A 14,391-nucleotide genomic window follows, 5' to 3' on the forward strand; every position below is an offset into this window, starting at 1 on the left:
CAAGTCCTCCTAGATTTTAAATACAATACTAAATTTTAAAAATATAGTCCATCTTCTATATAACGTGTACACTTAGGAAAATGATTTCTTTATTTATAAGATACCCAAGAAATAATTTAAATAACTTTAAAAAGGTGGATATTACATGACCAATTCAGAAACAACAAATTTCCCCCCTAAAACGTGTTCAATAGAGCGCCTAATTACAAAGGAATCTGATGTTGAAAAAGTATTACAAGGACAAAAAACCGCCACACGACGAAATGGTCGTTATGCAGATATTGGTGAAATCATGGAATTACAAGGAATATCTTTCATTGTTAACAATGTCTACAATCAATCACTTGGTGACTTGAATGAAGAACATGCTAAACAAGAAGGTTTTCATTCAGTTGAAGACTATAAACAATCAATTTTATCCTACCATCCCGGAATGCCTTGGCTACCTACAATGACTGTATGGGTTCATGAATTCAGTCCAGTAAAAGTATAAACAATGACTAGTTTTTATCTTTTCATTGTCTTCATCCATGTGTTGAGTGCGGTAGTATCAATTGGTCCTCTTTTTGTGTTATTTATTGTCTTGAAAAAAATGCAAGAAGCCGACCCTGCAATGGAAAAAGCCTACATTGCCATCTTCCGTTACGTCGTCCGTCTAATTAAACATGCTGGTCATGTGCTCGTCGGCTCCGGGATCCTACTCGTCTACCTTGGACCATGGCCTTGGACTACACCGTGGATTGTAATGACAATTGGTCTTATGGTTGTCTCAATTTTCTTTCTTGCACGAGGATTTTCTAGTACTCTCAAGAAATTTAATGACCCTACCATGGATCGTTCATTGTTAATTGTAAAACTCCATAAAGCTACTTGGATTTACATTATCTTATTAGTACTTATGCTTGCTTTAATGGTGATAAAGCCAACTTTGTGGTAACACAAAATAGACGTAGGGTGGAATTGATCCTACGTCTATTTTTCATGATGGTCTGTTTTGAATATATTTTAAAGAAAGTCTGTTGAATACACTTAATGCAATTGGTTTAGTTTTTCTTTATTTTGATTTAACTGTTCCTGAAGTGTACTAACAGGTTCCGAGTTCCCGTGGTTCTTTAAAGCATTTGCAAAAGCACGATCTGCATGCTCAATCGAATTTTGTGCCTGTAGAATAGTCTGTTCCGTTGGATGAGATAAAGCTTGGCCAACAGCTAACGTGACATTATCCACAGAATTGTGCAATTGAGTAATAAAATTATCTTCTTTCCAACTCATTTGAGTGTGATCTTCCATTGCAAATTCCTCCTTAGTTTTACCATAGTAAATCCATATGTCCTTACTATGGTAAAACTTCACTCATTCTATTCATTTGAAGGTTCAAATCCACAAAATTACTAAGTGTTGAACTTCTATGAAAACTGGACAAACCATAAATTTAAGATTGATGACAGTGAGAAATGAAACTGAAACAATAGTAGTACAAAATGCATTCTTATCATTTAAGAAAAACCGGGCAAATTGCGCCCGGTCCTTAAAGAAATCACACAGGGTCAACTTTGGTTTCCGGTATGATTTCCGTTACAACGCACTTTCATGTTTCGAAGCTAGCGTAGCAATGTAGAATCAGGCGGACGCTTCCCGCTTCAATCACTCACCTTTTAAAACAGCAGTGATAACATAACCTATATTTAGATAGACGATTCTTTATGTGCAATCCAACGGTTACTATACAAGAATATATTACTGAATAAAATTCACTTTCACTGAGAGGAAATCACGACTTAACATTAATCGATGTTTTTTATGTTTCAAGAAAATACGGGTAAAGTATGCACGGTCCTTTGAAGAAATTACTTATGATTTGAGTGTTAATAGAAAGTGTTTTCAAACTGTATCTACTTCGGTTTTCGGGTAGCTTTGGACAACAATCCTACTGCACTATAACCTCAAGAATAAAAGGGATGAGCGAAGTTTCACTTCGCTCATCCCTTTCTTACAGACAATCTTGCGGCAGGTTTGCGTCCGACGCGACCCTTCAACCAATGCCTATATGCTATTTTTGATTTGGGTTAATCAGAGAATAGACACCGCCTTTAAACAGTGGTGTGGCCGAAGATACTATTTCGGCCTTTTCTTCACTTTTTAGGGTTGAGTAGTTTCTTTCTGCTGCCTGGCATAAGAATGGGTTATAGCCATACTGTAAAAACGCCTATGTAATATAAACCAATGTTTTAGTTTCGATTTACAGCATGGAAACCAAAGAACATTAATCAGAGTTATCACGGATAGATAATCCATATTAAAATGTTAGTCTCCATATTATTTTACACCGTTCATAGCACATCTTTTTTACATACATTCTAATATTTCTAAAAAGTAGGCCACAAGTTTATACCATCGTTAACTCTCTGAATGGACTCCTTTTCATCATAATAAAACTTTTCATCCATTCAGATTAGTTTTTCATCCACTCAGATCGGCTTTCCGTCCACTCATGTCATCTTTTCGTCCACTCAGCATAACTTTCCGTCCATTCAAGACTACTTTTCATCCACTTAGCAGTAAATAACCATTTTATTCCAACAAAAATGTGCATTCTTGCTGAAACAGATGTCCCTATTATAGTTATCAGTTTAGAGAATCTTCTATTTCAGATAATTAAGTTAGAAACCCCTATAAATAGATGATCAAAGGTCAGCCAATAAGAACAACCGGGTAAGTGCGCCAGGTCCTTTAAGAAGGGTAACCATAGATACCCGTTTATTGCCGCTACGATGTGCGCTTTTCGCGGGCATGGTTTCATCAGTCTCCTCGCTCCGTGGAAAGTGTCCGCCTGGAGCGCAAATCAGCGGTATCATACTAGAGTCTACTCCTTAATATACCGGGAATACTGGATTCATTTCTCACTAAATTTATATACTTGCTTTTTTTGTAAAAAAGACGTTGAGAAAAATCTCAACATCCTTCTATCCCCTTATTTAATCCTGCTTTGAAAATCGTTCCTTTTGTTGTTCAAAAACAATTGAAGAAAGATATTTTCTTCCATCAGCTGTATTTAGAACTATGCTATGTTTATCTTCTTGATTTTCCTGTAGTTCATATTCAACATATGCGCCATCTAGAGATTCTGTAACTTTACTAATCTTATATCCTTTGTCCTGATAGAAATCAATTTTCTCTTTCTCCAATGCAAATTCTTTAAACGAACTCATCCTATTTGAACCTCCTCAATCATAACTTTTCGGTCTCGGAAGAACTGTTCTCGTTATTTCCTGAAATATCGTCCTCGTATTCAGAAATGATCCAATCTCTGCCTACAGTCATTCCTAGGAATAACTCATCACTTGGATTCTGTATCTCACTTTGAGGATATTTCTTAAACCACCAATACTTAGCCAATACATAATAACAACCTGCTCCTACAACAAAGCCAACGAGGAATGAATAGTTTGATAACCAATAAGCCGCTAATCCACCTAAAATCCACGAAAGCATACCTGCATAGTTTACACCACCCAGATAATGATATTGACCCTTACTTTCAAAAAGTTCTGGTACATTGACTCTACGTTTTCTTAGAAGATAATAATCAGCATATAAGATTCCTACAATTGCCGATAAGATACCACCAATTGTTAAAAGAAAAGGAATTAATACATTAAACAAATTCCATGGCTGAACGATAGTCCCAATAATACCTGCCATCAAGACACCTACATAAAAGGGAACCTTAGGACCGCCTACATTAGAGAAAATTGTTGCTGCTGGAACTAAGTTGGCCGCAACGTTTGTTGACCATTGTGCGAAGACAATCATAACTAACAATACAGCAAGCACGATTCCACTTGCAGCTTCTTGTAGGGCTACAATTGGATCATAGTTTTTGACAGCGATATAAGAAACTGCACCAATTACGACCATGAACGTCTCAGTAATGGGCAATGCAATCATATTTCCAATAAGAGGACTTTTATTTCGTTTAAACCAATTTCTCTCGTGTTGTGGTGCCTTAACATATCGAGAGATAGTGGGAATGTCAGCTGCTAAAGTTGCCCAAAAGCCCATATTACTAAAAATAACTACCATAAATGCTGTGAAGAAAGCAACACCAGTAACCGGACTCTCAACCCACGACCAGACATTTCTCCCTTGTTCTAATGCGAGATCTGATAGAGATACATATATCCACATTGAAATTAAAATAACAATTGGAGCAGCTAAATCAGCAAAACGTTCTACCGCTTTAATACCTAGTGATGTATTAATAAGTTGTACACTCGCGAATATTACGTAGCATAGAAACCAGTTATCAAATCCAATTAAAGTGAAAAGAATACCATTTAATGCTGCAGATCCGAAATACGTATTTATACCGAACCAAAATGAAGCAGTAACCCCTCTTACAATAGAAGGAATGTGTGTACCTATCGTCCCAAATGGAGCTCGCATATAGACTGGAAAGGATAATCCATGTTCAATCCCTATATCTCCAGTCAATGTAATAAAAAATCCAATCGCTAGTGTACCAATCAATGTTGCAAGTACAACCCACCATAAAGACATATGCTGCACTCCTGATCCACCAATCGCAAATGCAGCTAAAACCACTGCCATACTAATCCACATATTAGAAAATCCAAACGTACCGATTTTTCTGTCCTTGTTAGCAATTGGAAGTAAATCGGGGGACTTCAAATACGTTCTCTTCATTGCTTATTCTCCCTTCATATTTTATTAAATACCTGTCTTGAAAAGTTATATTTCTTATATTTTAATGTGGCTTTTACATGGGTTCTGTTGTGATTATTGTAATGCTTCGATTTTTATACGTTCAGATAGTTGTATATGCTTGCCTCGTTTTAAATATTGACCTCTGCCTTTTTCTCCAACAAATTGCTTGTCTTTAATGACAAACTCTCCCCGACAAAGAACAGAAACTGGTTCACCCGTTACTTTCATGCCTTCAAATGCATTATAATCTACTGCCATATGATGGCTAGTAACTGATATTGTTCGTTCTTTTTCCGGATCGAAAATAACGATGTCTGCATCACTTCCAACAGCAATCGTACCTTTTTGTGGAAATAATCCGAATAACTTCGCTGAGCGAGTGGAGACGATATCCACAAACTCGTTAAGATTAATTCTTCCTTTTTTGACCCCTTCTGAAAATAGGACACTAAATCTGTCTTCTATAAAAGGTCCACCATTTGGAATTTTGGTAAAATCACCTTTTCCTAAGTCCTTTTGTCCATTAAAATCGAAAGAACATTGGTCAGAGCCAAGTGTTTGAAGTTGTCCGCTCTTCAATGCGTTCCATAAGGCTTGTTGATGTTTCTTTTCACGAAGTGGTGGAGACCAAACATATTTCGCTCCTTCAAAATCAGGTTTTTCAAGTTCTGATTGATCCAGTACCAGATATTGAGGACATGTTTCTCCATACACATTAAATCCTTTGTTTCTAGCTTCCGCAATTTTCTCAACCGCTTCGGCACAAGTGACATGAACGACATACAATTGAGAATCAGCTAATCCTGCTAATAAACAAGCTCTTCCCGTTGCTTCTCCTTCAACTTCAGACGGTCTAGTTAATGCATGATAGATTGGTTCAGTATTTCCAGCCGCTAACGCTTCTTTTGTTAAAAAGTCTATGACATCACCATTTTCAGCATGAACCATTACGAGCGCTCCATGCTTCTTGGCCATTACTAGCGTCCGAAACAAAGTTTCATCATCTGCTTGGAGGACATTTTTATAGGCCATAAACACTTTAAAAGATGTAATACCTTCTTCCTCGATGACTTGAGGAATTTCTGCTAAAACACTGTCAGTGATTTCTCCAATCATTAAGTGAAATCCATAATCAATAACAGCCTTATCTTTGGACTTTGTATGCCACGTTTGAATTGCGTTCTTTAGCGGCTCCCCTTTATTCGTTAAACAAAAATCAATAATTGTTGTTGTACCACCAAAAGCAGCTGCAATGGTACCTGACTCGAAATCATCTTTGCTTACAGTTCCCCCAAAAGGCATCTCTAAATGAGTATGCGGGTCAACCCCACCCGGAAATAGATAACAACCTTTTGCATCAATTACTTCCATTCCTGCACAAGGCAAATCTATCCCAATGGCTGTGACCTTTCCATTATCAATAAGAACATCTCCATTAAAAGTATCGGTAGCTGTAATAATCGTTCCATTTTTAATTATTTTTTTCATCAAAAAACTCCTTTTAATTTAGAAAAAAATTTTTTATCATCCTCTTAAACTAGCTAATGCATGTTGACGTTGATTCCACGTCATAGCCATTTTCTCGCGTGGAAGCTCAATCATATTGATAGCTCCTTCTTCAGGACAAACAATGGCACAGAGATTGCACCCAACGCAATCAACTTCTCGAACTTCAAGGTATTTGTTCCCTGTTGAATCTGTTAGCATATCGATACATTGATGCGCTGTATCTTCGCAAGCAATATGGCATTTGTTACAGTTAATGCAAACGTCTGTATTAATCCTTGCTACTGTACGATAATTCAAGTCTAGATTTCCCCAATTGGAATACTTCTCTACTGATTTCCCAATTAGATCGGTAACCGATAGGATTCCTTTGCCGTCTAGATAGTTATTGAGTCCATCAATCATGTCTTCGACAATACTAAATCCGTGATGCATAGCAGCCGTACAAATTTGAACATTAGTAGCACCCATCAACAGGTATTCAGCTGCATCCTGCCAGTTTGAAATACCACCGATTCCTGATATTGGAATATTAATATTTGCGTTTCTTGCACATTCAGCGACCATATTTAGCGCTATCGGTTTAACAGCTGGCCCACAATAGCCTCCATGAGCCCCTTTTCCTGCAACATGCGGGATTGTATTCCATGTATTCAAATCAACGCCAGCGAGACTATTAATAGTATTAATCATGCTAATCGCATCTGCTCCACCTCTTGTTGCGGCTAATGCAGTCATCGTTATATCCGTAATATTTGGAGTTAGTTTTACAATAACAGGAGTCTGAGCTACTTCTTTTACCCACATTGTTTGTGACTCAACAAGATCGGGTTGCTGACCTGACGCCGCACCCATACCACGTTCTGCCATTCCGTGCGGACAACCGAAATTCAACTCTAGACCATCAACCCCAATAGCTTCCACCCGCTTCACAATCTCATGCCATTTTTCTCTGGTAGGTTCAACCATTAAAGAGGCAATAATCGCATGCTTCGGAAACCGTTTTTTCGTTTCATAAATTTCTTTTAAATTTACTTCAAGAGGTCTATCAGTAATCAATTCAATATTGTTAAAACCAGCTACTTTTTTCCCATTAAAACTAATTGCAGCAAACCTTGAAGAAGTATTAATGATTGGTTCACCTAGGGTTTTCCAAACCGCTCCACCCCATCCTGCTTCAAACGCTCGTTGAACTTGATACCCTGAATTCGTTGGTGGTGCTGAAGCCAACCAAAATGGATTCGGTGACTCAATTCCAGCAAGATTGCTCCTTAAATCAGCCATCAGAACTCCTCCTAAGTTTTTAGTTAATGACTAAGTTGTTGATTCAAGCAGTTTCGATAATGGATTTTTTTAATTGCTGGTGAATAGCGTAAGCAGCTTTTTTTCCGTGTTGTGCAGCTGAAACTACCATTGCTTCTCCTTGCCCTTCACCAAATATAAAATCACCTACGGCATATACTTTTGGATTGGACGTTTGATACGTTTCGAGATTGATTTTTACGACTCCCTTGTGATTCTCCAATCTAAATGCATCCATTAAATTGAGGTATCTAGTTTGACCAATCGCCTTAATAACCGCATCTACTTCTATGATAAATTCTGAACCTTCAACAGGAACAGGTCGACGGCGACCACCTTTATCTGGTTCACCCAATTCCATCTTGATACATTCCAACTGTCTAACTTGCCCTTCGCTGTCGCCTATCAAACGTGTCGGAGCTGTTAGCCATCTAAATTCAACATTATCTTGCTTAGCGAATTCATACTCAAACTCATAGGCTGTCATTTCATTCTGGGAACGACGATAGAGAATTTTGACATTCTCTGCTCCTAAGCGTACAGAGCATGTAGCAGCATCAATCGCTGTGTTTCCTGCTCCAATTACAACGACACGTTTACCAATTAAGTCACCTGTAATCTCTTTTGTTTTTGAATCCTCCACAAACTGAATCGCATCATGAACCCCTTTTAGTTGTTCTCCTTCTATTTGAAGCATTGAACCTTTGGACATACCTACAGCCAATATTACAGAATCATAAGTTTGGAGAATTTCACTAACAGAAATATCTTCCCCTACGATACTGTTTGTTTTGATTTGAACACCCAATTTTTCTACTTGGTCAACTTCCCATTGAGCTACTTCTTGTGGTAAACGGAAAGAGACAATTCCATACGTATTCAGTCCGCCTGCTTTTGGTTTAGCTTCATAAATAGTAACTTCATAACCTAAGCGTGCAAGTTCACGAGCAGCTGACAAGCCAGCTGGACCCCCTCCGATTATGCCAACGCTCAATCCATTCTTGTCGCCTGCTTTAAATAATATTTGTTCATTTTTAATAGCCCAATCAGTGGCGTAACGCTGTAAATCCCCAATCATAATTGGCTTAGTAGAATGGTTTAAGACACATGCTCCTTCACAAAGTTCTTCAGTTGGACACACTCGCGCACAACTTGCTCCAACCGGATTAGCGTCCATAATGGTTGTTGCTGATCCTTTTAAATTATCAGAAGCAATTTTCTTTATAAAAGAAGGGATATTGATTCCTGTAGGACATGCTTGAATGCACGGTGCATCGTAACAATAAAGGCATCGATTTGCTTCATCCATTGCATCTGCCGGTGAAAGCCCTGCATTCACTTCATCAAAGTTCCGGTGTAAATTTGCTAATGAAATAAAGGTTCGACTATCATTTCTCATTTTCATACCTCCTATTGTAAGAAATTAGAACAGACCGACATTTTGGTTTCAAGCGTATACAATAAATAGATAGAGCAAACATTCTATCCATCTATTACTAAGCTAGAATGAATTTACTTATTAATGCTCGACATTGCTCCATAAGTTTCTGGTCGACGATCTCTAAAAAATTGCCAAGTGTTCCTTACTTCTCTTATAAGTGCCTTGTCCATTTCTCCAATTACAACTTCCTCTTGATCCCTGCTGCCGATTGAAACCATGCTCCCCCTTGGGTCAACTAAATATGACTGACCATAAAATTCTCCGAGGTTCCAAGGTGCTTCTATACCTACACGGTTAATTGCACCTACATAATAACCATTGGCAACCGCATGAGCTGGCTGTTCTAATTTCCACAAATACTCCGATAGCCCGGCAACAGTAGCCGAAGGATTAAAAACAATTTCAGCTCCATTCAATCCTAGTAGTCTTGCCCCTTCTGGAAAGTGGCGATCATAACATATATAAACGCCAACTTTTGCAAACTGAGTATCAAAGACGGGATAGCCCAAATTTCCTGGCTTAAAGTAATATTTCTCCCAGAATCCATTTCCTTCATTTCCCACACTGACTTGCGGAATATGATGTTTGCGATACTTTCCTAGATAAGATCCATCTGCATCAATTACAGCTGCTGTATTATAGTAAGTAGCAATACCCTCACGTTCATAGACCGGCAAAATAATAACCGTACCAAGTTCTTTAGCTAATGCTTGAAACAGCACAGTCGTAGGTCCATTTGGAACTTCTTCTGCAGCTTCGTACCATTTAGCATTTTGTTCTGTACAAAAATATGGTCCATAAAAAATTTCTTGAAGACAAATTATTTGAGCACCTTTAGCCGCAGCATCTCTTACTAACTTAATATGCTTTTCAATCGCCTTTTCCTTGTGGAGTTGAACAGGTTCATTGCCGTCAACATCATTGGTTGCTTGTATCAAACCGATTTTTACTTTATTAGTCATTTATACAGTCCCCCTTTTTCTTTTTAAAAATTTTAACGTGAATATTTGTTGTTATCTCTTGGAGTTAAAGCTTGAGATATATAACTTTTAGAGTAATTGTATGGCTTCTTTAAATGTTTTTACAAGGAATGTAAAATCATCTTCAGTCATGCTCAAAGGTGGAGCAAGAGTAAGTACGTTGTTAAACCCCTCTACGGTATCACCGTTTTTCCCAATAATAAGCCCCTTTGTTTTGCAGACATAAATAACATCATTCACTCTTCTAACTTCTAATGGTTTTTTCGAAATTTTATCCTCTACTAACTCCACTCCAATTAGTAATCCCATGCCCCGGATATCCCCTACATGTGGATGATTCTTTAATTCAGCTAATTCATTTAATAGACGTGAACCTAGTTCCCTTGATTTTTCAATTAGATCTTCACGTTCTATAATTTCCAGATTTTTAAGGGCTACCGCACATGCAGCTGGATTACCTCCAAATGTATTCACATGGCGGAAGTGATCATAGTCTTCTGTCCCTGTAAACGCTTCGTAGATTTCACGCTTTACAGCCGTTGCAGATAATGGAAGATACGAGCTAGTTAACCCTTTTGCCATGGTAATAATATCGGGTTTTACATCGTAATTCATAAAACCGAAAGCTTTCCCTGTACGCCCAAATCCACAAATGACTTCATCGCATATCAATAGGGCTCCATTTTCTTCACATATACTTTTCACTTGTTTCATATAATCTTCATCTGGAATTAGAACGCCACCACCTGTAATGATTGGTTCCATAATAACTGCTGCGATGGTGTTCGGAAGTTCCCACTTCATTACTCGATCAATTTCTTCTGCACATGCTTTGCTAAATGATTTTGCCGTGTGATACTCAGGGAAACGATAGCTGTCAGGAGGAGTCACATGTAAGAAACCTTGTCCTAATGGTTCGTATTTGTATTTCCTTTGGGACTGACCTGTTGCTGATAGTGCTGCCATCGAATTTCCGTGATAAGAACGATAGCGAGAGATGATCTTATACCGTCCATGATGACCTTTTTGTTGATGATACTGTCTTGCAATTTTAAATGCGGCTTCATTGGCTTCAGAGCCACTGTTTGAAAAGAAAATAACGTATTCATCGCCTAACCATTTATTTAGCTTTTCCCCTAACCTAATTGCTGGTAGATGACTTTGCGTTAAAGGATAATAAGGCAATTCTTGAAGCTGTTCGTACGCAGCCTCCGCTAATTCTTTTCTTCCATAGCCGACATTCACCGACCATAATCCAGACATTCCATCTAAATACTTATTCCCTTCAGTATCCGTGATCCATGCTCCCTGGCCAGATTTCACAACCATTGTTGAAGGATTGTATTTCTTCATCGAGTGCCAGAGGTATTTTTCATCTTTTTCTTCCAATTGATTCTTTTGATTTGTTTTTATGTCCTCAACTCCTGTCAATGATCTTTAATACCTTTTCTAAATAAAATGAGATGTAATAAAATATCCTAGTTTCGATTTAGTTACAATTTCTTATGCCTCGTCCAATTTTTTTCAGGAAGGATTCTTAAGACTACATGTCTCTATTAACAAAACTCATCAGTATTCCCGCCAAGTCTATTACTATAGTATTCACATAAAAATGATATTATGAATTCCTATTTCTTTGCATTAGACGTAAGATTTGGACCTTTTAATTAAAGATAAACAAGGTTATTCATATTCAATAAATTCATTTTTAAATTATTAATGATTACAATGGAATTCTTAGGGTAATAAATAAACTATATGGCCAAATTAGCGGAGGTGCTTCAACATGGAAGATCAAACAAGATCAATCGTAGAACAATCATTAAATGCATTATTGGAAAACGAAACATTTTTATCTGATTTACAAGGGGAAATGCGGAACAAGGCGTTTACATCTCTTAATGCTATTCTCTCTACACCAAATCAAATACATAAATCATTTTTACGTGTTCCCTTAGAAGGCGGCGAAGTGGTTCGCATACCATCTTATCGGGTTCATCACAACGATGCTTTAGGTCCTTACAAAGGTGGAATTCGTTTTCATGAATCAGTTAATGAAGAGGAAGTTGTAAATTTAGCATTTTTAATGACTTTAAAAAATGCCCTTCATAACGTTCCTTTCGGGGGAGGAAAAGGTGGCATTGTAATTAATCCTAAAGTTTACTCGGAAAAAGAATTAAATCGGATTTGCATAAAGTATGTACGCTATTTTAATGACATAATAGGACCAGAAAAAGACATACCAGCACCAGATGTTGGGTCAGGCGAACGTGAAATGGATTGGATGATGGCTGAGTATAAAAAAATAAATCCTGGTAAACCGTATCATGGAAGTTTTACAGGGAAAAGTGTTGTCAATGGCGGTTCTTTAGGTCGCCGTGAAGCAACTGGGAAAGGTGTTTACTTTACATTCCGTTACTTGCTAAATGACTACGTCAAAAGAAACGCGATAAATTTGTCAAGTTCTACAAATCCTTTTGCCCAAACTGCTCTCGGATATTTAGATCGTCCTTTAACTTCTGCTGTTCAAGGTTTTGGGAATGTTGGTTCAGTTACTGCGTTAGAAGCATTTCGTTGTCCGCATATACAGAACAAAGTCGTTGCTGTTAGTGATCGCAATGTAACGTTATATAACCCGGATGGATTAGACATCCCGGCGCTTGTTGATTTCACAGCGAAAAATCGCGGCGACTTACCAACCACTGCAGAACAATTAAATGCTGTAAATGTGACTGCTGAAATTCAATCTCGTGAAACAATTTTAACTATGGATGTCGACGTGTTATTCCTAGCTGCACTTGAAAATCAATTAAATGATGCCAATAAATCTCTGGTAAAAGCACGGATGATCGTAGAAGGCGCAAACGCTCCAACTACTCAAGAAGCTGATGAATATCTCAGTAAAAATGGCGTCATCATTATTCCAGACATTTTAGCGAATGCTGGTGGTGTTATTGTCTCTTATTTGGAATGGTTACAAGGTCGCGAGACACAATTCCTAACTGAAGAGCAAGTGTACAATCAATTACTTGGGCAAATGGGAGCTACATTAGATATGATTCTGCCACAGTATTTTGGAGATCCATTCCCGCTTCGTCAAAATTGTTATATTCACTCGGTTACTCGTCTATCAACCGTTTTATATCGACAAGGAAAGTTATATTAAGGAGATAGACAAAAGTAAAAACGGAATCAAGCTTTAATTTGTTCCTAAGATAATTAAAACTACATTTTCTTGAAATACATTATCGACTTAGGTTACCGGTATGCTTTATATTGCATAGTTGTTGTATCACTACCACAAGAATAATAATAGAGCCGAGTAAAGTGAAAAAGTCACTACACTCGGCTCTATTTCTTTAGGGCGATGCGGCTTGGTGTCGATCATACGCTAGCCTGCAACGACGAAAAAAACCAGGCAAAGTTCGCTCGACCCTTAATAAGACAGCCTTCTATTTAAATCTAGTGATTTCCGTTGCAACGTACTTTCATGTTTCGAAGCTAGCGTAGCGATTCAACGCACTTTCATGTTTCGAAGCTAGCGCAGCGATGCAGAAACAGAAACAGGCGGACGCTTTCCGTGGGCGGTCCGTGAGCCTCCTCGTCGCAAGCTCCGAGCCCACTGAAAAAGTCTACCAATATAAACAGGATTGAGTCTTCCTTATAATACCCGCTTCAGCGCTTTGTGGATGCCTCCCGCGAGAAGCCAGGCAGAAGATCACTGCCAGTCTTCCCGCTTCGGCTACCACTTGAAAGGCGCCTACGCTGGTTCTGCCTAACCATGTGGATGCATCTAATACAGTACAGTTTTTATAATTACACACTGTATCGTCTCGGGCTTCTAGGTCGTTTGTAAATTATAAAGACAATTATAGGTGTCTTTTCAAATGTTTTTAAGCAATTCCAACAAATAATGAAGAAAATGCATTATCTTGCCAGTCAATTGATAATATTCGGTGCTTTTATACTGGAAATTTTATTGAGCAGATGCTCAGTTGGAAAATTTGGCATCCAAGTTGGAAAAATGGACAGCCAAGTTGGAATTTTGGGACTCCAAGTTGGAAAAATCACGTTCCAAGTTGGAATAGAGAAAATATGGAATATAAATCGAAGAAGACTTCTACTATATAAATAAAGAGAAGCCTTTCCCCAAATAAAAATTGAGAACAATCTCGCTTTATTTGATTGTAGGAACTTTTTCAGTGGCCTCGCAAGCGCCTGCGGGGTCTCACCTGGCCTCGCTTTTCCCACTGGAGTCGCCGCCTTTCACTACAATCTTCTCCTTTTAAAAATCAACAATTATAACAATATAGTTTTAAAAATAAATATAAAAAATCGTTCTATCTTAACCAAATCAACGAGAGTCACATCAAAGAAATACCATTTTAAAATGTTAGTCTCCATATACTAATTCGAAAAAGGGCCGTCCCAAAA

General features: G+C 38.0%; 11 protein-coding genes. 3 read left to right on the top strand and 8 right to left on the bottom strand.

Going from position 1 to position 14,391, the window contains the following annotated elements; genetic code table 11:
* The first annotated feature begins 145 nt into the window (after positions 1–145).
* Together B371_RS0116720 and B371_RS0116725 are read left to right on the top strand one after the other, a co-directional pair.
* On the top strand, positions 146–493 hold the full coding sequence (locus B371_RS0116720) for an ASCH domain-containing protein (RefSeq protein WP_019415460.1): 348 nt from the start codon (positions 146–148) through the stop codon (positions 491–493).
* Positions 494–496: 3 nt separating this feature from the next.
* Positions 497–937, top strand: coding sequence for a DUF2269 family protein (locus B371_RS0116725; protein ID WP_019415461.1), 441 nt, complete (start codon positions 497–499; stop codon positions 935–937).
* A gap of 92 nt (positions 938–1,029) precedes the next feature.
* Here the strand turns inward: B371_RS0116725 and B371_RS0116730 are convergent, their stop codons facing one another.
* The 8 genes from B371_RS0116730 to B371_RS0116770 form a co-directional block, all read right to left on the bottom strand.
* Positions 1,030–1,290 carry a hypothetical protein gene (locus B371_RS0116730; protein WP_019415462.1) on the bottom strand — a complete coding sequence of 87 codons (261 nt, stop codon included), beginning with the start codon at positions 1,288–1,290 and terminating at the stop codon, positions 1,030–1,032.
* A gap of 1,685 nt (positions 1,291–2,975) precedes the next feature.
* The gene (locus tag B371_RS0116740) at positions 2,976–3,209 is read right to left on the bottom strand and encodes a hypothetical protein (protein WP_019415464.1); all 234 of its coding nucleotides are present in this window, start codon (positions 3,207–3,209) and stop codon (positions 2,976–2,978) included.
* Positions 3,210–3,228: 19 nt separating this feature from the next.
* On the bottom strand, positions 3,229–4,707 hold the full coding sequence (locus B371_RS0116745) for an NCS1 family transporter (RefSeq protein ID WP_019415465.1): 1,479 nt from the start codon (positions 4,705–4,707) through the stop codon (positions 3,229–3,231).
* A 93-nt stretch (positions 4,708–4,800) separates the two neighbouring features.
* Positions 4,801–6,216: a dihydropyrimidinase gene (gene hydA, locus B371_RS0116750; protein ID WP_019415466.1), complete on the bottom strand. Its 1,416-nt coding sequence runs from the start codon at positions 6,214–6,216 to the stop codon at positions 4,801–4,803.
* Between the two features lie 36 nt (positions 6,217–6,252).
* Complete coding sequence (preA, locus tag B371_RS0116755) at positions 6,253–7,518, bottom strand: NAD-dependent dihydropyrimidine dehydrogenase subunit PreA (RefSeq protein ID WP_019415467.1); 1,266 nt, start codon at positions 7,516–7,518, stop codon at positions 6,253–6,255.
* 43 nt (positions 7,519–7,561) lie between these two features.
* Positions 7,562–8,935 carry an NAD(P)-dependent oxidoreductase gene (locus B371_RS0116760; protein WP_019415468.1) on the bottom strand — a complete coding sequence of 458 codons (1,374 nt, stop codon included), beginning with the start codon at positions 8,933–8,935 and terminating at the stop codon, positions 7,562–7,564.
* 113 nt (positions 8,936–9,048) lie between these two features.
* On the bottom strand, positions 9,049–9,939 hold the full coding sequence (locus B371_RS0116765; protein ID WP_019415469.1) for a nitrilase-related carbon-nitrogen hydrolase: 891 nt from the start codon (positions 9,937–9,939) through the stop codon (positions 9,049–9,051).
* Positions 9,940–10,026: 87 nt separating this feature from the next.
* The gene (locus B371_RS0116770) at positions 10,027–11,388 is read right to left on the bottom strand and encodes an aminotransferase (RefSeq protein ID WP_019415470.1); all 1,362 of its coding nucleotides are present in this window, start codon (positions 11,386–11,388) and stop codon (positions 10,027–10,029) included.
* A gap of 355 nt (positions 11,389–11,743) precedes the next feature.
* On the opposite strand from B371_RS0116770, the gene B371_RS0116775 reads away from it, so the two are divergent.
* Entirely contained in the window at positions 11,744–13,123 is a 1,380-nt protein-coding gene (locus tag B371_RS0116775) for a Glu/Leu/Phe/Val dehydrogenase (RefSeq protein ID WP_019415471.1), read from the top strand.
* Positions 13,124–14,391: the final 1,268 nt, after the last annotated feature.

It is taken from the genome of Paenisporosarcina sp. TG20 (genome assembly GCF_000286315.1).
Taxonomy (GTDB): domain Bacteria; phylum Bacillota; class Bacilli; order Bacillales_A; family Planococcaceae; genus Paenisporosarcina.